Origin of the sequence: Nocardia sp. NBC_01503 (assembly GCF_036327755.1) — a bacterium.
Classification (GTDB): domain Bacteria; phylum Actinomycetota; class Actinomycetes; order Mycobacteriales; family Mycobacteriaceae; genus Nocardia.
This window is the reverse complement of sequence record NZ_CP109596.1, coordinates 7,408,378-7,430,263: the sequence shown is the minus strand read 5'-3', so window position 1 is coordinate 7,430,263 and position 21,886 is coordinate 7,408,378. Positions and strand designations below refer to the sequence as shown.

Here is a 21,886-nt window from a genome sequence, read left to right as displayed (position 1 = left end):
ATGAGCGTATTCAAGGATCACTCCGGACGCAGTGCCGGACCGTGGCTGCTGCGCCTGCGCGGGGTGGTCATCGCGATCGTCATCGTCACCGTCGCGGTGCTCGTAAGTTCCTACGCGCGTGGTTCATTCGCCGATCGGTTCGGTCTGACCATCGATGCCGCCACCCTCGGTGAGGGACTGGCCCCGGGCGCGGAGGTGAAGTTCCGCGGCTATGCCATCGGCACCGTGCGCGAGGTCCGGACGGTCGGCTACGGTCATCAGCGCATTCGGGTGCAGATCGATCGCAACCAGGCGGCCGCGCTCACCGATGCGGTGACCGCGCGCTTCACCTCCTCGAATGTCTTCGGCTCCAGCGCGATCGAATTGGTGCCGGGCAATGGTGGTGCGCCACTGCGGGAGAACGCCACCCTGCAGATCGGCGAGAACGCCACCAATGCCACCGTCGCCGGGGTCTTCCGGCGCGCGGCGCGGCTCACCACGGTGCTCGACTCCGACACCGTGCGAAGGCTTTTCGACCTGCTGCTGGACAATGCCGACAGCCTCGGCCCGGTGCTGCGGTCGTTCTTCGAGACCGCGCGCATGCTGGCCGACGGGCAGCAGGCCCCGGTCGGGCACTACATCGAGATCGGCCGGGATATGACCGGCGCGTTCGCCGATCTGACGCCCTCGGTCGGGCACGCGATTCTGGCGGTGCTCGAACAGTCCGAGTACTTCGGTGACGCCACCAATCGCGCGCGCACCGACAAGGCCACCGACGGTGTGGATCAGGCTGTGCTGGTCGGCATTTCGGAGCTGTTGCGCCGCAATAATCCCGAGCTGGAGAAGGTACTCGGCGGCGTCCTGGATGTCGCGGTGCCGGTCAGCGTCGCGCTCGGCACGGTGGCTCCGGCCTACAACCGGATTCCGAATCTGCTGCGCGCCATGAACGAAGCCTTCCCGGAGGTGGACGGCGGGGTGCAGCTGCAATTGGAGCTGATCGTGAAAACCATGCCGTATCTGGCCGATTCGCTGGGAGGTGTACCGCAGTGAACGATGTCGCCAAGTCCTCGATCAAACTCGTGGTGTTCCTGCTCATCGTCTCGGCCTGCTCGGTCTTCATCGTGACCGCGCTGCGCACCCCCATTCCGGGTGACAAGGTCGGCTACGACGCCGTATTCACCGATGTGTCCGGGCTTTTCGCCGGTGATTCGGTGCGCATGTCCGGTGTCGCGGTCGGCAAGGTGGAGACGGTCGCCCTGGACGGCGCGCAGGCCCGGGTGCACTTCACCGTCGACACCGACCGGCCGATCTATGACAACACCAAGGCCGCGGTGCGCTATCAGAACCTCATCGGCCAGCGCTATGTGGAGCTGCTGACCGACGGCACCGGCGGTACGAAACTGAAAGCGGGAGCGACCATTCCGGTGCAGCGCACCATTGCCAGTTTCGATGTCTCCAAACTGTTCAACGGTTTCAAACCGCTCTTCGACACCCTCGATCCCGGACAGCTCAACCAGTTCGGTGACAATCTGCTGCGCGTCATCCAGGGCGACGGCTCGGGTATCGGCCCGGTGCTCTCGGATCTGGACACCCTCACCAAGCACGCCCGCAACAGCGAGGCGGTGATCGTGCTGCTCATCCGCAATCTGGGCCTGGTCTCGGACGAGATCGGCGGGAAATCCCAGGCGGTCGGTGATCTGGTGGCACAGCTGGCCGGAGTGCTGGGCCAGTTCAGCAGTAAGACACAGACCATTCTCTCCGCCATCGATTCGGCGAAAGCGACGCTGGGACCACTGGTTCCACTGCTCGAGGAGACGCGCGACGCCTACGACGTGGCCTACGGACCGGTCGACGGACTGCTGCGCCGGTTGGTGCCGCAGACCGATCAGCTCACCCAGATCCTGGCCATCACCCCGCAGTTGGTGACCGGTCTGAACGAGACCGTGCCCGGCGACGGGGTGAAGCCGCGGATCACCTGCTCCAACGGTGCGGCCGCCATGCCCGCCCTCGCCGATGTCATCCTGTCCACGCAGAACCTGGTGGTGTGCAAATGAGGGGATCGATCCGATACCTCGGAGAGCTGATACGCGACACCCTGACCGGGCGTGGTGATCAGCCCACCCAATTGCGCTGGGGCATGGCCGGTGTCGCGGTCTGCGCGGTGGCGCTGCTGGTGGCGGGCGCGCTGTATGTGATCCCGTTCGGGCAGCGTACCTATATCGCCGATTTCAAGATCTCCGGCGGGGCGCGCTCGGGTGACGAGGTCCGGGTGGCGGGTATCAATGTCGGCAAGATTCGCTCGGTGGACCTGGTAGGCGATCATGTCGAGGTCGCCTTCACGGTGAAATCCGATGTACGGGTGGGGGATCGGGCCGCGGTCGAGGTCAAGATGCTCACCCCGATCGGCGGGCACTACCTGGCGCTCACCCCGACCGGCGACAAGGAGCTGGGGTCCAGGCATATTCCGCCCGAGCGCACCGGAACGCCCTTCGAACTCAGCGATATTCTCGACAAGGGCACGCCGATCTTCGGCAAGGTCGACGCGGGCACCATGCGCGATACCGTCGGCGAGCTGAACAAGGCGCTGGCCGGACAGCCCGACGCCCTGCGCGGGGTCATCGCCAATGCCGATGAGCTGACCGGACTGCTGGCCGATCGCACCCAGCAGCTCAATACCGCACTCCAGGTGTCGGACGAATACATTGCCGCCATCGCCGATGACAAGGCGCTACTGGCCGATTTCGTCCGCCAGCTCGGCACGGTCGCCGATCGGCTGGGCAATCGCAAGGACGATATCGTCGGCGTCTTCAATCTGGTGAAGCGGGTGCTCGTCGTTCTGCACCGGCCGATCATGGCGTACGGCGATTCCATCGAACCGTCGGTGACCCAGCTCGAGCAGTTGTTCTCCAAGGTATTCGCCGATCCGAATCGACTCGACATCGTGGTGAACGGATTACGCGATGTGATCGCCAAACTCAATGGCCTGCTCGGCAATCAGGTGAAAGCGGATACGCCCGCCGATGGCGTGCGGATCTGTATTCCCTACGAAGGCAAGGCGTGCTGATGGGGTGGATGGGAAGCGGGAGAAGCAGAACCGCGCTCGTCGCGGGAGCCGCCGTGCTGGTGGCTGTCGTCGTGGCGGCCGGGGTCACCTGGGCGGGCACGGTGCGCGACGACAAACAGAGCGTCTGCGCCGAATTCGCCGATACCGTCGGCCTTTACCAGGGCAATAGCGTGACCATGCTCGGGGTGGAGATCGGCACCGTATCGAAGATCGAATCGCTCGGTGACCGTATGCGCGTCACCATGAGCGTGGGCGACAAGGTGAAATTGCCCGCCGATATCGAGGCCGTCACCATGTCGAGTTCGATTGTGACCGATCGGCATGTGGAGCTGACCAAGCCCTATACCGCCGGACCGCGTTTCGATACCTCGAAATGCATTGCGCTGGACCACACCAGGACGCCGATCGGTATCAGCGAGGCTCTCGATGCCATGGGCGGGCTCGCCGGAGATCTCACCGGTGGTACACCGAACGACACCCTGCTGAACGACACGCTGACCGCCGCCGACGGTGCCATCAGCGGCACCGGGCCGCAGTGGAATCAGCTGCTGCAGCGGCTCTCCACCGTGGTCGGCGACCCGTCCCAGCGCGATGTGGTGTTCCGGCGACTGGTCGACAATCTCGATCAACTCACCACCATGTTCGTGACCAATTGGCCGGATATGAAACTGGTGCTGGACAATCTGCGTGCCGGACTGCAACTCATCGGTGACTTCTCCACCGAATTCGCGAGCGCGGTGGATATCGCGGTGGAGTTCCTGCCGGTGCTGGCGCGCAATGTCGGCAAATACGATCAGCAGGCCTACGCCTTCCTGGACCTGTATCTGCCGCAGACGCACGACTTCCTGCAACAGCATCAGGGCGATATCGAGAGTCTGCTCGCCCAATTGCCGCCACTCGCGGCGCAGCTACCACGGGCGGGTGGCCGATGAGACGTATTGCCCTGCGGGTGATTCCGGCGTTGACCGCGGTCACCCTGTTACTCAGCGGCTGTGGCGTGCGGGCCACCGATATCCCCATTCCCGGCACCTATCCCAGCGGTGACACCTACACCGTGCGTATCGAATTCGGTTCGGTGCTGAACCTGCCCGACCGCGCCAAGGTGATCGCCGACGGTGTGGAGATAGGCATGCTCGATCACATCGACCTGATCGGCAATACCGCCGTCGCGACGGTCAAGGTGCACGCCGATGCCAAACTGCCCAGGACCACCACGGCGGAGCTGCGGCAGAGCACCATTCTCGGCGATATCCATATCGCGCTGGAGGCTCCGAAGAACGCGGAGACGAGCTTCCTGCGCGATGGTGATGTCATACCGATGTCGCAGACCGTGCCCGCCACCAATGTGGAGGATATTCTGCGCGCGCTCTCCAATATCATCACCGGCGGCCGGTGGGCGGATCTGCAACGACTGGTCACCGATGTCAACGCCGCCTTCCCGAGTGATCCGGCCGAGCTGGACCGGATCAATAACGCCGGGCGGGCGGCGCTGCGCGATATGGCCTCGCACAGCGCCGATATCGACCGCATTCTGATCTCGGCGCAACAGATCACCGGGAAGCTGGAGTCCGGGCGCGATGCGGTGGACCGCATTCTGACCTACGGCCCGGATCGGGCGGCCGGGTTGTCGGCGGTGCTGTTCAATGTGGTCAAGCTGATAATCAGCGGTGGCACGCTGGCCCGGAACGTGGGCGATCTCGCGCTGCCGCATGTCGGTGATCTCCAATCGATCGTCTCGATTCTCGCACCGACCGCGGTGACGGTCGGCTACTCCGACATCACCCTGGGCGCGAACCTGGAGACCTTCCATAATCTGCTGCGGGACAAGCTGATTCCCTTCCTGGAGTCCCCGGATGTGCGGGTGGATCGGGTCTCGGCGGATGTGCGGGCCGATCAGCTGGTGCCGATCATGCGAGCGATGGGGCTGGTGCCGTGAAACTCTCACTCTCCGGACCGGTTTCGCTGGTCCTGCTCATGGTGCTGACGCTGATCTGCGGCAGCTATATGGCCGTGGGTGTGTTGAATCTGGATCCGCGCCGGGAGAACAACACCGTCACGGTGTTGCTGGACTCCTCCGGCGGGCTCATGAAGACCTCCGAGGTGACGCTGCGCGGTCTGCCGATCGGGCGGGTGCGCGATATCGGCGCGACAGCGCGCGGACTGGCGGTGACGCTGGAATATGATGCCAAGTACCGGATTCCGGTGGACAGCGCGGTGCGGATCGCCAACCTCTCCGCGGCGGGGGAGCAGTTCATCGACTTCCGGCCCACCGGCAGCGCCGGGCCGTTCCTGCACGACGGCAGTGTGGTGCCGCCACGGCAGGTGCGGATCGCCAGCACCGTCGGTGACGCACTGGCGAAGATGGATGCCCTTACCGCGCAATTGGATCCGATCAAACTGGAGCATCTGGCCACCACCGTGGCGGCCGGATTCGAGGGCCGCGACGCCGATGTCGCCAACCTCACCAGGGCCCTGGTCGGCACCGCGAATCTGTTGCGGGACAAGCGCGATGCGATCGCCCGGCTGTACTCGAATGTGCAGACCCTCGGCGACGGGTTCGACGGTCGTGCCCCCTCGCTCAGTGCCGCCGCCGGTGATGTGGATTCGGCGCTGCCGGAGCTGCTGCACATTATCGCCGCGTTCCAGAACTACTCGTATGCCGGTGAGAACATCTTCGACGATCCGCTCGGGCCGCTGGTCACGCGGATCGATCAGTACCTGTCCCTGATCGGACCGGATCTGGGCTTCATCGCGACCGCCCTGAAGCCCTCGACCAGTGCGATCAAACCGCTGCGCGTGGATGCCGGATCGATTGTGGATCTGCTGGCCACGGTATTTCCCGGCGATGGCAAAGCCCATGTCGGCGTCGAGTTTCCGCGATAGGAAGGCCAATCATGAGTGAGAACGAGAAAGCGCGGTCCGAATCCACCGTGGTGCTGGAGAAGTCGGAGCCCAAAACCGCACCTGTGTCGGACGAGCCCGCTGAACCGTCGCGGTTCAAGGGAATTCGTGACCGCCTCCAGGTCATCGCGCTGTCGGCCGCCGCGGTGCTGGCGGCCGTGGCCCTGGTGCTCGGCGTCTGCTGGCATAACGCCTCCGGTGATCTGAACGCCCTGCGCACCGGCAACTCCGATCGCGATCGCGCCGCCGAGGTGGCGACCGACTACGCCATGCGCTCGCTGACCTATGACTACAAGAACCTGCCCGCCTTCTTCGACGGCGTGCAGCGCGGTACCTCGACCGCGTTGCGCGACAAGTTCACCCAGACGCACGATGCCCTCACCAAGATCATGACCGGGGCGCAGGTGGTGGCGACCGGACAGGTGGTGGGCACCTCGGTGCAGGCCCAGGGCAATGACCAGTACGCGGTTACGGTGTACGCCATTCAGCGCACCCGGAATCTGCAGCAGCCCGAGCCCGCCGCCAAGCCGAATCTGCTGGTGGTCACGGTCGCCAAGCGCGAGGGTGTCTGGCTGGTGGTCGATTACGGACCCAAGGAGGGGATGAGCACCGACGGTGTCGCCAAGGATGGGGCCACCAAGGACGGGGCCGCGAAATAGCCCCGCGCACACCTCGGCCGCCGCGGTCCGAGCTTCCACTGCGGCGGCGCCGGCAGATTATCGAAGCCGCCTACGAGGTGTTCACCGCCGCGGGTTACGAGGCCACTGCCATCTCCGCGGTCGCCACGCGGGCCGGGGTCGGACAGGGCACCATCTACCGGTACTTCGGCAGTAAACGCGAAATCCTGGACCACGTCATCGATTTCGGTGTGGACAAGGTGATCGACTCGGTGCGCTTGAACGAACTCTTCGGTACCGCGGGCAGTCTCGACGAGCTCATGGATACCGTGCGCGCGGCCGTGGAGCGGGTGTACGGCCTGCTCGAGCGGGAGCCGCGGGTATTGCGGTTACTGCTGGTGGAGGCGGGAGCCATCGATGCCGAACTGGCACAGCGACTGCTGGGGCTGGAGGCGGTGGTGGCGTCACTGGTTGCCGGTGAACTCGTGCGCGGAATCTACGCGGGCTGGATACGCGCGGATCTGGATCCGGAGGTGACCGGGCATGCCGTGCTGACGCTGGTGGGTCCGGCGCTCATGCGGGAGTTGCACGGCACACCCGATCCGGATGCCCGCGAGCGCAGTACCGCGATGGTGCTGCGGTTATTGGAGAAGGCGTTGCGGGTGCGGACGGTGGCCTCGTGAGCGATCCCGGCCGCGATGCCCGGCGGGCGGCGCGCGCGGAGCTGCGACGCGTCGAATTGGTCAGGGCTGCTTATCATCTGGTGATGGCACGGGGCTTCCGCACCATCGGCGTCGACGATATCGCCCTCGCCGCGGGTGTCTCGCACGGCACCTTCTACAACTACTTCGAGAACAAGCGCGACATTCTCGATGCGGTGATCGACCACTGTTTCGAGCATATTCGCGAGCGCCTGCTCGGACCCGAGGCCGATGACGCACCCGCCACCATGGCCGCGTTCGGCGCCCGGTACGCCCGGGTGATCGACCGCTGTTACGACCTGGTCGCCACCGAACCCGGGCTGGTGAATTTCCTACTACTGGAGGCGTCTTCGATCGACGACCGGGTGATCGAGCGCTGTCTGCACAATGCCAGGCGCTATGGCGCGCAGGCGGTGGAGCAGGTGCGTCAGGGGATGGCCCACGGCTTCCTGGACGCCCGCCTCGATGCCGATATCGCGGCCGAGGTGCTGCTGTCGGTCCTGGTCTCCGCGCTCTTCTCGGCCCTGCGCGCGGGCGCCGACGGACTCACCCAGGAGCGAGTCCGCGTGCAGCTCACCGCATTTCTCTGCACCGCCCTCGGCGCGGAGGATCAGTGCACCGAGAATCCGCCGTCGACGTGAATGGCCTGTCCGGTGATGTACGCCGAGGCTCGACTCGCGAGAAAGACCGCCGCACCGGCGAAATCGTCGGCCACCCCGTTACGGCCGATCATGGTGCGCGCGGCCAGCGCTCGCACCCGCTCCGGATCGTCCTGTAGCCGCTGGTTGAGCGGCGTCAATACGAAACCCGGCACCAGGGTATTGCAGGTGACCCCGTGCGGTGACCAGGTCTCGGCCTGCGAACGGGCCAGTGACTCCAGCGCGCCCTTGGACACCCCGTAGGCGCCACTGTTCACGAAGGCCCGATGCGCCTGCTGCGAGGTGATGTGCATGATCCGCCCGAATCCGCGCTCGGCCATCGCGGGGCCGAATCGCTGCCCGAGCAGGAATGGCGCGTCCAGATTCACCGCCATGGTCTGATCCCAGACCCGCTCATCGAGCTCACCGAAGGGTGGCCGCAGATTGATCCCCGCGCAATTGACCAGAATATCCGGCTCGCCGAAGACCCGCACCGCCTCGTCCGCTGCCGTCCGCACACCCGCGCGCGAACCGAGATCCGCACTCACCCAACCTATTTCGCAGCCGTCGGCGGTGAACTCCGCGACGGTCTCGGCCAGCCTGTCCTTTCCGCGCGCCGCGATCACGACCCGTGCTCCGGCCTGTGCCAGCGCGCCCGCGATCGCCCGCCCGATGCCGGAGCTGCCGCCGGTGACGAGCGCGACCCGTCCCTGAAGCGAGAACAATCCGGAGAGGTAGTCCTGTGTAGTCACGGCCGACACCCTAGAGGGTCAACCCGAACGGAAATATCCACTTGAGTCTCCACCAGGGGGAGACGCCAAGCTGGTGATCATGGACGACGAAGCGCTGTACCCCATCGGGGCCCTGGCCGAACGGACCGGGCTCACGGTGAAGACCATCCGGTTCTACGCCGATCGCGGAATCGTCCCGCCCACCGAATACAGCCCCGCGGGCTATCGCCTCTACAACGCCGAAGCGATCGCCCGCCTCGAATTGGTCCGCACCCTGCGCGATCTGGGGGTCGACCTGGCCACCATTCGCCGCGTGCTTGCCGGTGAATCCACCGTCGCTCAGGTCGCCGCGACCCATGCCGAGGCGGTCGACCTGCAGATCACCCTGCTATCCCTGCGCCGCGCCGTCCTGCGCGCGGTGGCCAAACGTGAATCCGATCCGAAGGAGATGACCCTCATGCACAAGCTCGTCCAACTGTCCGAGGCCGAACGCCACCGCCTCATTCACGATTTCATCGACGACACCTTCGGCTCGGCCGACGGTAATCCCGAAATGGCCGATCTGGTCCGGGCTGCCATGCCCCAACTGCCCGAGGATCCGAGCCCCGAGCAGGTGGAGGCGTGGATCGATCTGGCGGATCTGGTGCAGAACAACGACTTTCGAGCCGCGGTACGGCGCATGGTCGACTATCAGGCGCGGGAGCGGGCCGACGGGGAGACCACCGGTCTGCATCACGCTCTCACCGAGGCCGTCACCACCGAGGTCGGAGCCGCTCTCGAAAACGGTATCGCGCCCGAGTCCGAGGAAGCCGCAACGATTCTCGACTCCCTGAGCGCCCGCTACGCGGAAACCTTCGCCAAACCGGACGATGCGGTCCTGCGGGAGTGGATCCTCAACCGCCTCGGCATCGCCAATGATCCGCGCGTGGAACAGTATTGGCGGCTGCTGTCCGTCATCAACGGCTGGCCGCCCTTTCCCAACGTGACCCCCGTCTTCAGCTGGTTCGCGGCCGCCCTCCGCGCCCACCTGCCCGAGGGGAGCTGACCCGCCGCTTCAGAACACGAACCCCCGCAGTGCCAGGAACCGCATCCCACCGACCGCGGCCATGATGACGATCACCGCACCCGACTGAGCGATCGAGCTCAGGCCGGGTGCCCAGAATTCGAGGGCGGCCAGGGCGGCCGTGCTGATCAACAATCCGATCAGCGCGAGCCCGCCGCCCTCGATCTGGGCATTGAACCAGCCGACACGTCCGGCCGCGCTTACACCGGACTTACGCTGCCCTGACACGTGCCTGGCGGGGCCTCGATCACGCGGCGATGCGTTCATGGCGCAGCAGCACGATGTGATCGTCCAGCACCCGCGATTCGGTCAGCCGCAGCGGCGCGCATGTGTTGACCTCGGTGAATACGGTTCGGCCGCCGCCGAGTAGGACCGGATGTACGAAAATGTGGAACTCGTCGATCAATCCCGCGCGGGTCAGTGACGATGCCAGCTCGGACCCGCCGCAGAGCAGAAAGGTCCCGGGCTCTCCCGCCGCGGTCTCCGCCAGCGATGCGATATCGGGAAATACGCGCACGTTTCGCGGTACGTCTGTCAGCGTGCGTGAGACCACGGCCTTCGGCTTGGCCCGCCACACCGGTGCGAACTCCGCATCGCCCGGATGGAATGCCAGCTGTTCGGCGCGCGGCCAATAGTCGGACATGAAATCCCAGGTGACTCGGCCGTAGAGCAGGGTTCCCGCCGTCCCGGTCAGCTCCCGCAGGTACGCCGAGACGCCCATATCGTTTGCAGGCCAATAAAATTCACCGTTCGGCCCTTCGATATAGCCGTCCAGTGATTGATGGACGAGGTGAACGATCTTCCCCACGGAGGACCTCCTGTCGCTACTATGTATCGCTATGTACCAGTATATAGTAGCACTGAGTACCGGAGGTGCAAGAGCGCTCGCATGGATAATGCGTGGGTGGTCATGACACGGCGGATCGCGGTCGAGGGCACCTCGGGTTCGGGCAAGAGCTCACTGGCGCGGGATATTTCGCGGCGCTTGGGGATCGCGCATATCGAACTCGATGCCATTCACCATCAGGCGGATTGGACGCCGCTGGGTGCGCCGGAGTTCCAGGCGGCGGTCGGTGCGCGGATCGCGCGGGACGGCTGGGTGGTCGACGGCAACTACCACGGCAAGCTCGGCGATCTGGTGTGGAGCCGCGCCGATACCGTGGTCTGGTTCGATCTGCCGCGGTGGCGGGTGATGACGCAGATCATCGCGCGGACCCTCCGGCGTGTGCTCGCCGGTCATGAACTCTGGAATGGCAATCGGGAACGCTGGCGAAATCTGTTCTCACTCGACCCGGGGCAGTCGGTGATCGCCTGGGCCTGGACCACGCACACCGGGAATCGGGCACGCTATCTCGCCTGGCAGGACGATCCCGCGTATCGCGACATCACCTTCGTGCGGGTGCGTTCACATCGCGATGCCGCCGAATTTCTGGCCGGTCTGCGCTAGACCAATTCCACCTCGTCGAATCCGACGGTCAGGCCGTGGCGGCGCTCGCGCAGTACATTCCCCGCACGGTGGACGGTGCCCTCACCGAATTCGATCCGCAGCTTGGCACGATGGACGTCCACCTCCCGGACGACCCCGCAGATACCGCTGAACGGGCCCTCGGGGAAGTAGACGACATCGCCCGGACCATATTCGGTGGCAGCCATGTCGACACAGTAATCGACTGGGACGCGGACCTATTGGAACCAGTGCAGTGGCGAGACTTCACGCACGTGGATGAGCACGTCGAAGGCGGCGGGCAGGTCCGCGATCGTGAGGTACGCGGCGGTGTCCTGCGCGGGGTTGTAGACACCGCTGATCACTCGCATCTTGACCGGGCCGAAGGAGTGCGCGGGGCGCAGGTCCAGCCAATTGGTCTCGGGCTCAACCGAACCCAGTGCCGCGTCGAGGAAATCCGGTGCGGGGGAGGGGATATCGGCAATGCCGACATCGCCGTGATGAAAGCCGATGGCGATGGAGGCGTAGTCCGATCCGTAGTGCCGGCGCAGCACACTGCCCGCGGTCGGCGGGGTGCTATCGGTGGGATCGGCTCCGAGCGGCGTCGCCGCGCTATGCGCGATGCCGTCCCAGTACACGATTCGCTCGCCCGTACGGGTCTGGTGATCGATGATGACCGCCGCCCAGCGCTCGTCATCGCCGATGAAACTGTCGCGCCCCGCGACGCTGTTCTCGTGGAAGTCGACTATCGACCGCATGAGGGTCAGCGCCTCGGCCGAGACGGGCAGCGAATTCACCAGGGCCGCGGCGTCATCGGCATGTTCGCGAAAGAGCCGCCCCGGATGGATGCCCTGAGCCCGCTGCACATGTTCATCGATGGTGTGCGCACTGCGAATCGGATCCAGATGCGCCGCGACCTCGCCCACGCGCTCGGGGGCGACCGCCCGAACGGCCTCGAGCACCGCATCGTAATCCGCCGCTTTCGCCTGGGGCGGTTTGACCGCGATGATCCGCACCGGATCTCCCGCGTGCTCGCGATTGAAATCGCGAATCCACTCCAGCGCGGTTGCCATCTCCCGATGCCGCCATGGCCGCCAAGCGGTTTCGAGCGCCGTGGTGGCCGACCCCGCGCCGGTCACCACATAGTCGTCGAGAATCGCCGCGACATCCGCACTGTCCTGCAGCGCGACCACCCGAAATCCGTACTGCCGCACCAGCAGATGGAAGAGCGAATCCCGCAGCGCGAAGGTCTCCGGGGCGAACCGAGTGGATTCCCCGATTCCCACCACCTTGGCCGAGGCCACCGAGCGCGCGATCTCGGCGAGCCCCGCCGCATCCAGCGCCCGCGGTGCGGACGGCAGCTCGGCGAGGCGCGGCCCGATGGAAGTGCTTGCCGGAGTGGAGGTCGTGTTCATACCGCCCACTCTGGTACCTGAACCATTGTTTAGGTCAAGCGCTACTTCAGGTCGGATCCCTTGGCCACGACCACGGCGTACACATCCCCGATGGTGGCCAGCGCGCTCTGCTGCAGTTGTTCGGCCGATACCTCGGCGACCACGGTCGCCAGTGGCCGGGTGGCGCAGGCGTCGGCGACCACGGTGGGTGCGTTGCCGCGCAGGAACGCGCCCTCGGCGGTGAACTGCACGCACATATGCGTCATGAATCCGGCGAGGATGAGGTTCTTATTGCCCGCGGCGTCGATGCGGTCGCCGAGGTCGGTGCCGACGAAGCCATTGGGTGCGGTCTTGACCACCACGGCCTCGCCCTCGAGGGCGGCGACCGTCGGATGGATCTGCCCGATCTCGGCGGTGATGTCGTAGGGCGTACCCTCGCCGCCGTCATTGATGACGTGGATGACGGTCGTGCCGGCCTGCCGGGCCCGGGCCAGCAGGTCGGCCGCGGCATCGAGTGCGGCATCCCATCCGGTCAACTCCATCACGCCGCGCGTATAGGTGTTCTGGTAGTCGATCAGCACCAGGGTGGCATCGGCGAGCGAGGCCGGGGTGGGGTCGAGACCGTCGAGTTCGCGCAGGGTAGTGGCAGCCATTGCATGTCCTTCCAGGGGTTGAATATCTATCACGCTACGGCCGATCAGGCATGTCGGAAATGTCATGTAACCTGCAAATCCGGACACCATCACCGATGCCCCTGGAGTCGCCCATGCGCACCATCGAACGCCTGATGGTCGTCGTCCTGTTCGAGGGCGTCGACCTCCTCGATGTCACCGGACCGCCCGAGGTCTTCGCGCTGCTGCAACGCGAAATGGATTCCCCCACCGGCTATCAGGTGGTGCTGGCCGCCGAATCGCTGGACCCGATCATCACCTCGGCGGGGGTGCGCGTACTGCCCGATGCGACCTTCGAGGAGCTCGGCGCCCGCGCCATCGACACCCTGATCGTCCCCGGCGCGGTCGAGGTCGACGCCGATCGCCGGGTGCGCGCGGTCAGCGATCCGACGGTCGTGCACTGGGTGCGCGCCCTGTCGGCCAATGCCCGCCGCATCGCCTCGGTCTGCGTGGGCGCGCATATCCTCGCCGATGCCGGACTCCTGGATGGCCGCCGCGCCACCACGCACTGGTCGACCGCGGCTCAACTCGCCGCCGATCACCCGGCGGTCGAGGTCGATGCCGACCCCATCTACATCCGCTCCGGGGAGGTGTGGACCGGTGCGGGCCTGACCGCCTGCCTGGATCTGGCCCTCGCGCTGGTGGCCGATGATTTCGGTGACGCCCCCGCGCTGCGAGTCGCCCGCCAATTGGTCATGTATCTCAAAAGACCAAGCGGGCAAAGCCAATTCAGTGTTTCGCTGGAGCCGCTCTCGACCACCCGCCGCATCGACGAGCTACGCCTCTACATCACCCAGCACATAGCCGAACCACTGACCGTCACCGATCTCGCGGCGCAGGCGCACGTGAGTGAGCGCCAACTCAGCCGGGTCTTCAAAACCGACCTCGGAATGACCCCCGCCGCGTACATCGAATCGGCGCGGGTCGAGGTGGCGCGCAATCTTCTGGAAACCACCGATCACACGCTCGAGCGAATCGCGACCCTGTCCGGTTTCAATACCACCGATACCCTCACCCGCGCCTTCCGTCGCAAACTCGATATCACCCCGACCGAGTATCGAAATCGGTTCCGCATCGAACCGGCTATTTGACCAGCGTGAATTGCATGACGTCGAGGTGTCCGGCGTGGAAGTAACGCGCGCATCCGGTGAGGTATTTGAGGTATCGGGCGTAGACCTCCTCAGAGGTGAGCCGCACCGCCTCTTCGCGATGCGTTTGCAGCGCCCGCGCCCACAGCTCCAGCGTGCGCGCGTAGTGCGGTCGCAGCGAATGAATCCGCTGGGTATGGAATCCGGCGGCCTCGGCCAAACCGGTCACCAGCGTGGGCTGCGGTAGCTGCCCGCCCGGGAAGATCTCCCGCTTCATGAAGATATGGAAGAGCGCGTCCGCGCGCGTGACGGCAAGGTCGCGCGCCCGCAATTCGGCCAGGGTGAGCCCGATAATGCTGTGCAACAGCATTCTTCCGTCGGTGGGCAGCATGGCGTGGCAGCGCGCGAAGAACTCCGGATAGCGTTCCTTGCGGAAATGTTCGAAGGCCCCGATGCTCACAATGCGATCGGCGCGACCGGTGTACTCCTCCCAACCCTGTAGCCGCACTTCGGCATTGGTGAGTCCGAGCTGATCGATGCGAGCGCGCGCGTAGTCGTACTGATTGCGGCTGAGCGTGAGCCCGATGACCCGTACGCCGTACTGCTGTGCGGCGCGAATCATGGTTGCGCCCCAACCGCATCCGATATCGAGCACTGTCATATCGGGTTGCAGTCGCAGCTTGCCGAGCGCGAGATCGATCTTGGCGGCCTGCGCCTGTTCGAGAGTCATCGCGGGATCGGCGAAGTAGGCGCAGCTGTAGGTCATGGAGGGGTCGAGGAACAGGGCGTAGAAGTCGTCGGAGAGGTCGTAGTGGGCCTGCACCTGCTGGTAGAAGGGCGCGAGATCGGCGGGCATGAGGGGTGCTCCTGAAGTCGGTGGACCACAGGGGATACGGATCGAAGCCGCTCTCCGTTCTAGATCCATGACACACCGGCGACACACCGGGTTTTCCACTCCGAGTTTCCGATTCGAGCCCTGTACGACCGGCCAGGCTGCTTTCCTGAAAGGGGTTCAGCATCGTTGCAGCAAACACAATTCGGAGGTTGGGGAACAGCCATGCACCGCACAGGACACGAAGAGGTCCGGTCCGGCAGACCGTGGCTGTGGACGGCGCTCGCGGCAGTGGTGGTGGCCGGGACGGCGACCTGGGTCATGCGCCCGGAACCGGTGGCCTGCCGTACCGCCGCGCCCATCACCACGGTGGTCACCCTGCCGCCCAGCACCACGTCGAGTGCGGTTACCACACAGCAGCTTCCGGCCCCGCAGCCGCCCGCCCCCGAGACCGCCGAGGCCCGCTACTACGCCTTCGGCCCCGGTGTGGCCTGCTCACTGCCGGACCTGCCCCCGGACGGCTACTACGTCGGCGTCTCGACCGGTGAGTACGAAGACTCCACCCCCTGCGGCTCCTATATCGATATCGACGGCCCGCTCGGCAGTGTCCGCGCCCAGATCGTGGACCGCTGCCCCGGCTGCGCCCCGCACCAATACGACCTCAGCAGAGCGGCTTTCGAGGCGATCGCGCACACCACCGATGGTGTCGCGCCGATACGTATCAACCGGGTCCGCGACCCCAATCCGGCCCCCGAGCTCTTCTATCGCGTCCAGCAGGGCGCGTCACCCTCCTGGCTGGGGCTGCTCTTCTCCGGCGGCGGAAACCCGTTGCGCGAGGTCGCCTTACGTCCGGAGTCCGGTGGCGACTTCAAAGTCCTGCGCCGCGGCTACGACAACTACTGGTCCATCTCCGGCGCGGGCCCCGGGCCGTTCGTTGCCCGGATCACCGATATCTACGACCATGTGGCCGAGGTGCCCGGGGTGGTGATCGATCCGGGTCAATTGCGCTACACCGGAATTCGCCTCTATGACATCCCCGCCCCGATTCCCTTCGTCACCACCACACCCCCGGCCCCGCCTCCGGTGGTCGTCACGACGGTGATCGCCGCGCCGTCGCACTGCGATGCGTGATGCCGACCGCGCGATCAGTCATGCGGATCGGCAATATGTTCCATATCGTGCCCGGACACCCCGGCGGGATTATGGCATCATCAAGTGAAACGTGTTTCATTTTCGCCTGTTGACGCAGCTCGCCGGGAGGCCCTTCGATGTCGAACCCCAGCTCGGATCAAAGCACGGAGACCACTGCTCGGAACAAGCCTCGCGGGCGGCGGCTGTCACCGCGTATCGCCAGGTTGACGGAGGTTCCGGAGGGTTCGATGGTGGAGCTGCCGGGGCGCGGAAGCGCCTACGTGGTGGATCTGGCCGGGCCCGCACCGGATTCGCCGACGGTGCTGCTGCTGCACGGTATGGCCACCACCGCCATGCTGAACTGGTTCCCGTCCCTGCGTGAACTCAATGAGCGATATCGCGTGGTGCTCTTCGATCAGCGCTGGCACGGACACGGAATCCGGTCCGAGCGTTTCGATCTGGATGATCTGGCCGACGATGCCATCACGCTGACCGAGGTACTCGGGATCGACCGTCCGATTCTGGCGGGTTACTCCATGGGCGGTGTGGTGGCTCAGCTTGCCGCACACCGGCATCCGGACAAGGTGGGCGGAATGGTGCTGGCCGCCACCACCTATCGCTTCCAGGAGACCCGGCGCGAGCGCGCCTTCCATAAGACCTGGAGCCTGTTGGCCGCCTCGCTGGCCGAATACTCCACGCGCAGAACGGAAATGCATCTGAGCAAACTCCCCGTGCTGCCGGAGTCGTCGTGGCCGGTGGGCCGCATGGACCGCTGGGCCATGTCGGAGATGCGCAGTACGAGTGGCTGGGCGCTGGCGCAGGCGCTGGCGGTGCTGGGGCAATTCGATGCGTCGGAGTGGCTCTCGACGCTGAAGGTGCCGACGGCGGTGGTGATCACCACCCGGGACCGGGCACTGCCGGTCTATCGGCAATTGGAGATGGCGAAGGCTATTCCGGGATCGGAGATCTTCCTCGCCAAGGCAGGTCACGCGGCCTGCGCACTCGAGGCGGACGTCTTTGTCCCGGTATTCCTCGAGGCCGTGCAATCGGTGGCCGATCGGCTGTAAGCCGCAGCGGCTCAGCTCTTTTCGCGGGCCGCCTTGAGCAGCTCGGTGATCACCTCGGGGACGGCTTCGGCGATCTTCTCGATATCGGGCACCAGCTCCCGCGCGGCAATGAAGCCGAAGTCCAGGTTGCCGTTATTGGAGATGACGGTGGCGGTGAGCCCGGCCCCGTGGAACACCGGTCCGAACGGATACATCGAGGCCACCCGCACGCCCAGGAAGTACATGGGGAAGTTGGGTCCGGGCACATTCGAGACCACGAGATTGTGCACCACCGGATGATGCTCGGCCAGCTTCAGTGACGAGTAGGCACGCGCGGCGAGCTGAAAGGTGTTGGGCGGGGCGTACTTCGCCCAATCCATCAGGAAGTCCGCGCCGATGAGATGGTGCTCCTCCTTGGCGCCCCGATTGTCCGCGGCGATGGCCGCCATCCGCTCCACCGGATCCTCGATATCGGTGTAGAGCCGGGAGAAGATGGTGGAGACCTTATTGGTGCCCTCTTCATGCCTGGAGGTCTCGTGCACCGATACCGGAACCGAGGCGATGAGCGAGGTTTCGGGTAGTTCGTCATGCAGTTCGAGGTAGCTGCGCAGCGCACCGGCGACCACGGCGAGCACCACATCATTGACCTTGACCCCGAACGCGGTCTTTATCTCCTTGATATCGGCCAGATCCGACTGCACGAAGGAGACCGAGCGATGCGGGGTGATCGCTCGATTGAAGGGTGTGCGCGGTGCGGTGAACGGCAGTGCCATACCGCGACTCGCGTCGCCATTACGCCGGCGCTCCACCAGACCGCTGAGTACGCCGACGGTCTGCCGCACCATACCGACCATGCCGAGCTTGCCCGGGAACTTCGCCAGCGCCTCGGCGGCGAGCAGCAGATCATTGGGTTCGGCTTCGGGGGCGGGTGTTTCGGCCGGCGGCGGATGGGAGACGCCCGGCTCGATATCGCACAGGTGCATCATCATATTCGTGCCGGTGATGCCGTCCACGATGGCGTGGTGGTACTTGGAGACCACCGCGACCTTGCCGCCGGGCAGTCCCTCCACCACCCACATCTCCCACAGCGGCCGTCCGCGGTCCAGGGCTTGACCTGCGATATCGGCGGCGACCACGGCCAATTCGCGTTTACCGCCCGGAGCGGGCAGTCGCGCCCGCCGCACGTGGTAGTCGAGATCGAACCGGGAGTCGTGTACCCACACCGGATGATCGAGGTTGAACGGCACCGCGTGCAGGCGACGCGTCATCGCCGGGATGAGGTGGAGCCGTCCGCCGAGTTCGGCTTTGAATGCGTCGTAATCGAATTCGACGCCGTCCGCGGCCGGATCAAGTATGAGCATTGCGCAGACGTGCAGGAGTTGAGTATCGGTTTCGAGATAGAGGAAGCTCGCATCGAGCCCGGTAAGTCGTTCCATACCAACACCCTATGAGAACTGGTTCCATATTGCGCGCCGTTCGCGGCGCCCTCACGGACCGGTTCGATGCCGGTTCGTTGCCTCAAAGTAGCTTGTAGATAACAAGTTTCGTAGTGATACGGTTGGGCTTCGATTGGGTATCTCTCCAGTGCAACGCGTTGCCGCCCCTTGAAGCTCTCCCTACCTTGGGTCACATAGCCCGGTGAAGTGTCACTTGTCACTGACAAGAGTCACCGGGCTACTCACAATGGCGTGAGAGGGTGAGAACAATGGCCGACCGGAAGGTTCTGCTGGCGCAAAAGTGGCGTATCGCTTGGGTTTTCGCCGCCATGCTGATGGTGGTGAGCATCTTCTTCCCGATACCGAAGGCACATGCGGAGTGGTGTTCGGATGTCGATGTGGTGGTGGCGCGGGGGACCGGTGAACCCGGATGGCTCGGCGATGTGGTCGGCAATCAGCTGTACGGCATGCTGCAGGACCGGTTACCCGTCTCGACCACCGCGTACCCCGTCGCCTATCCCGCGGACTACTCGTTCAATGTCGGTGCGGGCACCGCGGATCTGGTGGGGCACTTGGCAGCTCAGGCCGCATCCTGTCCGGACCAGCGCTTCATTCTGGTCGGTTATTCGCAGGGTGCGGCGGTCGTGCACGCGGCACTGGGTACCGGCGCGGTGACCTGGTACCCGGGTCGCGTCCAACTGCCGGGCGATCTCGGTTCCCGGGTGGCGGCCGTACTGCTCTTCGGCGATCCCATGCGGGCCATCGGCTGGACCGTGCCGGACTGGTTCACCGGTCGCACCGGAGATTGGTGCACCGGAGGCGATCCCGTCTGCGGCGCCGGTATGAACGCACCCTCACATGTGTCCTACAGCGACAGCCTGGTCGCCGCGGCGAACTTCGCGGCCGTGCGCATCTGAGCCCGGGGGATAAGGTTCGGCCCGGTGAGACCTGCTCTCACCGGGCCGAATCATGTTGTACTACTGACGATTACCAGTTCAACCCGGGAATCGTATTGGCGATCCGTGCCGCCGGGCCGGGAAGACCCATGAGCGGCTGCACAATCGGCGCGAGCGCCAGCAGCGGACTCCTGGATTCCGGCTTGGCGCCGGCGGTTTCGGCAGCGACCGAGCGATCGGGCCTGGCCGCCTTGGACTCTCCGAACATCCGGAACCCCTGCGACAGGATCGCCCGCTTCACCGACGGCATCACCGTATCCACCAGTTGCGCGAAAGTGCCGATGGGCGTATCGATCCGGTTCGGCCGGTGCTCGAGCGCCCGCACCACGATATCGGCGGCCTGCTCGGGCGAGTGCACCGGAATCGACTTGTACAGATCCGTGGGCGCGATCATCGGCGTGCGCACCAGCGGCATCCGCACCGAGGTGAAGGTGATTCCCGCGTCGGCGTTCTCGACCGCGGCGATCTCACTGAAGTTGTCCAGGGCCGACTTGCTCGCCACGTAGGCGGCGAAGCGCGGCAGCTTGGTCTGCACCGCGATGGAGGAGATATTCACGAAATGCCCGAACCGGCGCTCACGCATGGACGGCAGCAGCGCCAGGATCAACCGCACCGCACCGAAGTAGTTGACCGCCATGGTCCGTTCGAAGTCGTGCATGCGATCGGTGGAGTTGAGCACCGAGCGGCGGATGGAGCGTCCGGCATTGTTCACCACGAAGTCGACGTGCCCGTGATCGGCGAGCATCTGCTTGACCAGCAGCTCCACCGACTTCTCATCGGTGATATCGCAGGTATACGCCTGTGCCGCACCGCTTTCGGCACGCACCTGCTCGGCGGCGGCCTCGATATCCTCCGGTGTGCGCGCCACCATCAGCACGGTGGCCCCGCGCCGGGCGACCGCGTGCGCGGTGGCCAGCCCGATTCCGGAGGAGGCGCCGGTGACCAGCACGATCCGCCCGGCCAGCTTCTCCCGCCCGCGCCGCGCGCGATCGGGGTCCAGATTCCGCTCCCAGAAGCTCCAGAGCTTGTCGGCATAGCTGTCGAACGCGGGCACCTCGATCCCGCTGCCGCGCAACTGCGCCCGGGTGAAGTCCGAGGAGAACGCGGATTCGAAGGCGGTATGCGGCGCCACCTCGGCCGGAATCCCCAGACGTTCCAGCACGAAATCACGCACCGCCGGAACCCCCGGCAGCCCGCCCAGTGCCGCGAGCGCGGAGTGGCTGCCCGGTAGCGGTCCGATTCCGGTCGGTGCACCGGCGGCCCGCGCCAGCGCTGCGTAGATCTGGCCGAACGGCTGCGGTTCGGGATTGGTGAGGTGGAAGGTGCGTCCGATCAAACCGGGTTTGGTGATCAGCTCGACCATGGCCGCGGCCACATAATCCACCGGCACGATATTGGTCGCGCCCAGATCCGGCAGCGGCACCGGCAGTTCCGAGGGCAGCGCGGCGAGTCCGGCGATAGCGGGGAAGAAGTAGTACGGCCCGTCGATCTTATCCATTTCACCGGTGCGCGAATCGCCGACCACAATGGCCGGGCGATACACCCGCCAGCGCAGGTCGCGGCTGTCCCGGACCAGTTTCTCGGCCTCGAATTTGGTGCGGTGATAAGGCGACTCGAGGCGCTGTCCGAGATCGAAGTCGTCCTCGAAGAACTTGCCCTTGTGATCGCCGGCGACCGCGACCGAGGAGACGTGGTGCAGTACCGCGCCGAGGCCGGTCGCGAGTGCGACGACCGCGCGGGTGCCCTGCACATTGGCGGCGTAGGTGGTGTCCTCGTCGGCGGTCATGTCGTAGACCGCACCGAGGTGGATCACATGATCGGCGCGCGGGGCATCGAATTCGCCATCCGCGTCCAGCAGCCCGAGTCCCGGCGCGGTGAGGTCGCCGACCAGCGGGAATACGCGATCCGCGGCCTCGAAGCCCTGCGCCATCTCGGCCAGCTTGGCGACCGACGCCTCACGAACCAATGCGTGGATCACCGCCTGCGGGTCGCGTGCGAGCAGTCCGGCAACCACACGGCGGCCGAGAAATCCGGTGCCGCCCGTCACGATGTAGGAAACCATCGCCCCTCCTAATTACGAACTTGTTGGTGCTCAACGTTGTTCGTCCGACATGCGTCGGTGGATGTGGACGAGAGAATGCGGCCCCTTAGCAGAATGCCGGGCCGAGGTAGGGACACCATCGTGCCTAACTGG

General features: G+C 65.4%; 24 protein-coding genes. 15 read left to right on the top strand and 9 right to left on the bottom strand.

Annotation, left to right across the window (positions count from 1 at the left end; translation table 11 throughout):
• Genes OHB26_RS34095 through OHB26_RS34055 form a run of 9 tightly spaced genes read left to right on the top strand, consistent with a single transcriptional unit; the run spans position 1 to position 7,903 of the window.
• Entirely contained in the window at positions 1 to 1,029 is a 1,029-nt protein-coding gene (locus OHB26_RS34095) for an MlaD family protein (protein WP_330181362.1), read from the top strand.
• Complete coding sequence (locus OHB26_RS34090) at positions 1,026 to 2,033, top strand: MlaD family protein (RefSeq protein ID WP_330181361.1); 1,008 nt, start codon at positions 1,026 to 1,028, stop codon at positions 2,031 to 2,033. Before OHB26_RS34095 ends, OHB26_RS34090 begins: the two co-directional genes overlap by 4 nt.
• Positions 2,030 to 3,043 carry an MlaD family protein gene (locus tag OHB26_RS34085; RefSeq protein ID WP_330181360.1) on the top strand — a complete coding sequence of 338 codons (1,014 nt, stop codon included), beginning with the start codon at positions 2,030 to 2,032 and terminating at the stop codon, positions 3,041 to 3,043. Before OHB26_RS34090 ends, OHB26_RS34085 begins: the two co-directional genes overlap by 4 nt.
• Positions 3,043 to 3,975, top strand: coding sequence for an MCE family protein (locus OHB26_RS34080; RefSeq protein ID WP_330181359.1), 933 nt, complete (start codon positions 3,043 to 3,045; stop codon positions 3,973 to 3,975). Before OHB26_RS34085 ends, OHB26_RS34080 begins: the two co-directional genes overlap by 1 nt.
• Positions 3,972 to 4,979: an MlaD family protein gene (locus tag OHB26_RS34075; protein WP_330181358.1), complete on the top strand. Its 1,008-nt coding sequence runs from the start codon at positions 3,972 to 3,974 to the stop codon at positions 4,977 to 4,979. The genes OHB26_RS34080 and OHB26_RS34075 overlap by 4 nt, the downstream gene beginning before the upstream one ends.
• The gene (locus OHB26_RS34070; RefSeq protein ID WP_330181357.1) at positions 4,976 to 5,926 is read left to right on the top strand and encodes an MlaD family protein; all 951 of its coding nucleotides are present in this window, start codon (positions 4,976 to 4,978) and stop codon (positions 5,924 to 5,926) included. Before OHB26_RS34075 ends, OHB26_RS34070 begins: the two co-directional genes overlap by 4 nt.
• A gap of 11 nt (positions 5,927 to 5,937) precedes the next feature.
• Entirely contained in the window at positions 5,938 to 6,603 is a 666-nt protein-coding gene (locus OHB26_RS34065) for a hypothetical protein (RefSeq protein ID WP_330181356.1), read from the top strand.
• A complete protein-coding gene (locus OHB26_RS34060) occupies positions 6,513 to 7,244 on the top strand; it encodes a TetR/AcrR family transcriptional regulator (protein ID WP_330185867.1) in 732 nt (243 codons plus the stop codon). The genes OHB26_RS34065 and OHB26_RS34060 overlap by 91 nt, the downstream gene beginning before the upstream one ends.
• Complete coding sequence (locus tag OHB26_RS34055) at positions 7,241 to 7,903, top strand: TetR/AcrR family transcriptional regulator (protein ID WP_330181355.1); 663 nt, start codon at positions 7,241 to 7,243, stop codon at positions 7,901 to 7,903. Before OHB26_RS34060 ends, OHB26_RS34055 begins: the two co-directional genes overlap by 4 nt.
• On the opposite strand, the gene OHB26_RS34050 is transcribed toward OHB26_RS34055, so the two are convergent.
• Positions 7,873 to 8,652, bottom strand: a complete 780-nt coding sequence (locus OHB26_RS34050) for an SDR family NAD(P)-dependent oxidoreductase (RefSeq protein WP_330181354.1) — start codon at positions 8,650 to 8,652, stop codon at positions 7,873 to 7,875. The two genes, OHB26_RS34055 and OHB26_RS34050, sit on opposite strands and share 31 nt — an antisense overlap.
• A gap of 79 nt (positions 8,653 to 8,731) precedes the next feature.
• Between OHB26_RS34050 and OHB26_RS34045 the strand changes: the two genes are divergently transcribed.
• The gene (locus OHB26_RS34045) at positions 8,732 to 9,676 is read left to right on the top strand and encodes a helix-turn-helix domain-containing protein (RefSeq protein ID WP_330181353.1); all 945 of its coding nucleotides are present in this window, start codon (positions 8,732 to 8,734) and stop codon (positions 9,674 to 9,676) included.
• Positions 9,677 to 9,685: 9 nt separating this feature from the next.
• Here the strand turns inward: OHB26_RS34045 and OHB26_RS34040 are convergent, their stop codons facing one another.
• A complete protein-coding gene (locus OHB26_RS34040) occupies positions 9,686 to 9,922 on the bottom strand; it encodes a hypothetical protein (protein WP_330181352.1) in 237 nt (78 codons plus the stop codon).
• Positions 9,923 to 9,941: 19 nt separating this feature from the next.
• Positions 9,942 to 10,502 (bottom strand): dihydrofolate reductase family protein, encoded by a 561-nt coding sequence (locus OHB26_RS34035; RefSeq protein ID WP_330181351.1) that lies wholly within the window; start codon positions 10,500 to 10,502, stop codon positions 9,942 to 9,944.
• Between the two features lie 81 nt (positions 10,503 to 10,583).
• Here OHB26_RS34035 and OHB26_RS34030 point away from each other — a divergent pair, with 81 nt between their 5' ends.
• Positions 10,584 to 11,141 carry a hypothetical protein gene (locus OHB26_RS34030; RefSeq protein ID WP_330181350.1) on the top strand — a complete coding sequence of 186 codons (558 nt, stop codon included), beginning with the start codon at positions 10,584 to 10,586 and terminating at the stop codon, positions 11,139 to 11,141.
• Here OHB26_RS34030 and OHB26_RS34025 read toward each other — a convergent pair.
• From OHB26_RS34025 to OHB26_RS34015, 3 genes are read right to left on the bottom strand one after another with little or no spacing between them, the layout of a single operon-like run.
• Entirely contained in the window at positions 11,138 to 11,347 is a 210-nt protein-coding gene (locus tag OHB26_RS34025; protein WP_330181349.1) for a hypothetical protein, read from the bottom strand. The two genes, OHB26_RS34030 and OHB26_RS34025, sit on opposite strands and share 4 nt — an antisense overlap.
• 30 nt (positions 11,348 to 11,377) lie before the next feature.
• Positions 11,378 to 12,553, bottom strand: coding sequence for an erythromycin esterase family protein (locus tag OHB26_RS34020; RefSeq protein WP_330181348.1), 1,176 nt, complete (start codon positions 12,551 to 12,553; stop codon positions 11,378 to 11,380).
• A 41-nt stretch (positions 12,554 to 12,594) separates the two neighbouring features.
• Positions 12,595 to 13,185: an isochorismatase family protein gene (locus OHB26_RS34015; RefSeq protein ID WP_330181347.1), complete on the bottom strand. Its 591-nt coding sequence runs from the start codon at positions 13,183 to 13,185 to the stop codon at positions 12,595 to 12,597.
• A gap of 113 nt (positions 13,186 to 13,298) precedes the next feature.
• Here OHB26_RS34015 and OHB26_RS34010 point away from each other — a divergent pair, with 113 nt between their 5' ends.
• Positions 13,299 to 14,294 carry a GlxA family transcriptional regulator gene (locus OHB26_RS34010; protein WP_330181346.1) on the top strand — a complete coding sequence of 332 codons (996 nt, stop codon included), beginning with the start codon at positions 13,299 to 13,301 and terminating at the stop codon, positions 14,292 to 14,294.
• Here the strand turns inward: OHB26_RS34010 and OHB26_RS34005 are convergent.
• Complete coding sequence (locus OHB26_RS34005; RefSeq protein WP_330181345.1) at positions 14,287 to 15,147, bottom strand: cyclopropane mycolic acid synthase family methyltransferase; 861 nt, start codon at positions 15,145 to 15,147, stop codon at positions 14,287 to 14,289. The two genes, OHB26_RS34010 and OHB26_RS34005, sit on opposite strands and share 8 nt — an antisense overlap.
• A gap of 201 nt (positions 15,148 to 15,348) precedes the next feature.
• Between OHB26_RS34005 and OHB26_RS34000 the strand changes: the two genes are divergently transcribed.
• Entirely contained in the window at positions 15,349 to 16,254 is a 906-nt protein-coding gene (locus OHB26_RS34000) for an expansin EXLX1 family cellulose-binding protein (protein ID WP_330181344.1), read from the top strand.
• 248 nt (positions 16,255 to 16,502) lie between these two features.
• Positions 16,503 to 17,321: an alpha/beta fold hydrolase gene (locus tag OHB26_RS33995; protein ID WP_330181343.1), complete on the top strand. Its 819-nt coding sequence runs from the start codon at positions 16,503 to 16,505 to the stop codon at positions 17,319 to 17,321.
• Between the two features lie 11 nt (positions 17,322 to 17,332).
• Here OHB26_RS33995 and OHB26_RS33990 read toward each other — a convergent pair whose 3' ends face one another.
• The gene (locus OHB26_RS33990) at positions 17,333 to 18,736 is read right to left on the bottom strand and encodes a WS/DGAT/MGAT family O-acyltransferase (protein WP_330181342.1); all 1,404 of its coding nucleotides are present in this window, start codon (positions 18,734 to 18,736) and stop codon (positions 17,333 to 17,335) included.
• 269 nt (positions 18,737 to 19,005) lie between these two features.
• Between OHB26_RS33990 and OHB26_RS33985 the strand changes: the two genes are divergently transcribed.
• Positions 19,006 to 19,653 carry a cutinase family protein gene (locus tag OHB26_RS33985; RefSeq protein ID WP_330181341.1) on the top strand — a complete coding sequence of 216 codons (648 nt, stop codon included), beginning with the start codon at positions 19,006 to 19,008 and terminating at the stop codon, positions 19,651 to 19,653.
• A gap of 70 nt (positions 19,654 to 19,723) precedes the next feature.
• On the opposite strand, the gene OHB26_RS33980 is transcribed toward OHB26_RS33985, so the two are convergent.
• Positions 19,724 to 21,754: an SDR family oxidoreductase gene (locus OHB26_RS33980; protein WP_330181340.1), complete on the bottom strand. Its 2,031-nt coding sequence runs from the start codon at positions 21,752 to 21,754 to the stop codon at positions 19,724 to 19,726.
• Positions 21,755 to 21,886 lie beyond the last annotated feature (132 nt).